Annotated in this window: 1 protein-coding gene; it reads left to right on the top strand. The window is 67.6% G+C overall.

Features of this window, described 5'->3' with window-relative positions:
* On the top strand, positions 1-1,273 hold a 1,273-nt coding region (ftsH, locus tag MHY87_RS18630; RefSeq protein WP_239354067.1), incomplete at both ends, for an ATP-dependent zinc metalloprotease FtsH.

Genomic DNA, 1,273 nt, shown 5'->3' with positions numbered 1-1,273 from the left:
CTCGGCGGGCGCATCCCGCGCGGCGTGCTGCTCGTCGGCCCGCCCGGCACCGGCAAGACACTCACCGCCCGCGCGGTCGCGGGCGAGGCCAACGTGCCCTTCTTCACCATCTCCGGCTCCGACTTCGTCGAGATGTTCGTCGGCGTCGGCGCAAGCCGCGTGCGCGACATGTTCGAGCAGGCCAAGAAGAACGCGCCCTGCATCATCTTCATCGACGAGATCGACGCCGTCGGCCGCCATCGCGGCGCGGGCCTGGGCGGCGGCAACGACGAGCGCGAGCAGACCCTCAACCAGCTCCTGGTCGAGATGGACGGCTTCGAGGCCAACGAGGGCATCATCATCATCGCCGCCACCAACCGGCCCGACGTGCTCGACCCGGCGCTGCTGCGCCCGGGCCGCTTCGACCGTCAGATCGTGGTGCCCAACCCCGACGTGCTGGGCCGCGAGAAGATTTTGCGCGTGCATGTGCGGAAAGTCCCGCTCGCGCCGGATGTCGACCTCAAGGTGATCGCCCGCGGCACGCCCGGCTTCTCGGGTGCCGATCTGATGAACCTGGTCAACGAGGCGGCGCTGTTGGCGGCGCGACGCGGCAAGCGCATCGTGACGATGAAGGAGTTCGAGGACGCCAAGGACAAGGTGATGATGGGCGCCGAGCGCCGCACCCTGGTGATGACCGACGACGAGAAGCGTCTGACCGCCTATCACGAGGCGGGCCATGCGGTGGTGGCGCTCAACGTGCCGGCGACCGACCCGGTGCACAAGGCGACGATCATTCCGCGCGGCCGGGCGCTGGGCATGGTGATGCAGCTGCCGGAGCGCGACAAGCTGTCGATGAGCTTCGAGCAGATGACCTCGCGTCTGGCGATCATGATGGGCGGACGGATTGCGGAAGAGATGATCTTCGGCAAGGAGAAGGTGACCTCGGGCGCGCAGTCGGACATCGAGCAGGCGACGCGTCTGGCGCGGATGATGGTGACCAAGTGGGGCTTCTCGCCGGAGCTTGGCACGGTGGCCTATGGCGAGAACCAGGACGAGGTGTTCCTGGGCATGCAGATGGGCCGGCAGCAGAACGTGTCGGAGGCGACGGCGCAGAAGATCGACTCGGAGGTGCGGCGTCTGGTGGAGACGGGGCTGAACGATGCGCGCCGGATTTTGACCGAGAAGGCTTCGGATCTGGAGGCTTTGGCGCGGGGTCTGTTGGAGTACGAGACGCTCACCGGCGAGGAGATCCGCAACCTCATCGACGGACAGCCCCCAGTCCGCGACGCAGGCG

Origin of the sequence: Microvirga sp. ACRRW, assembly GCF_022346925.1 — a bacterium.
GTDB lineage: Bacteria > Pseudomonadota > Alphaproteobacteria > Rhizobiales > Beijerinckiaceae > Microvirga.
The sequence above is the reverse complement of the archived record's forward strand: the minus strand, read 5'-3'. Positions and strand labels throughout refer to the sequence as shown.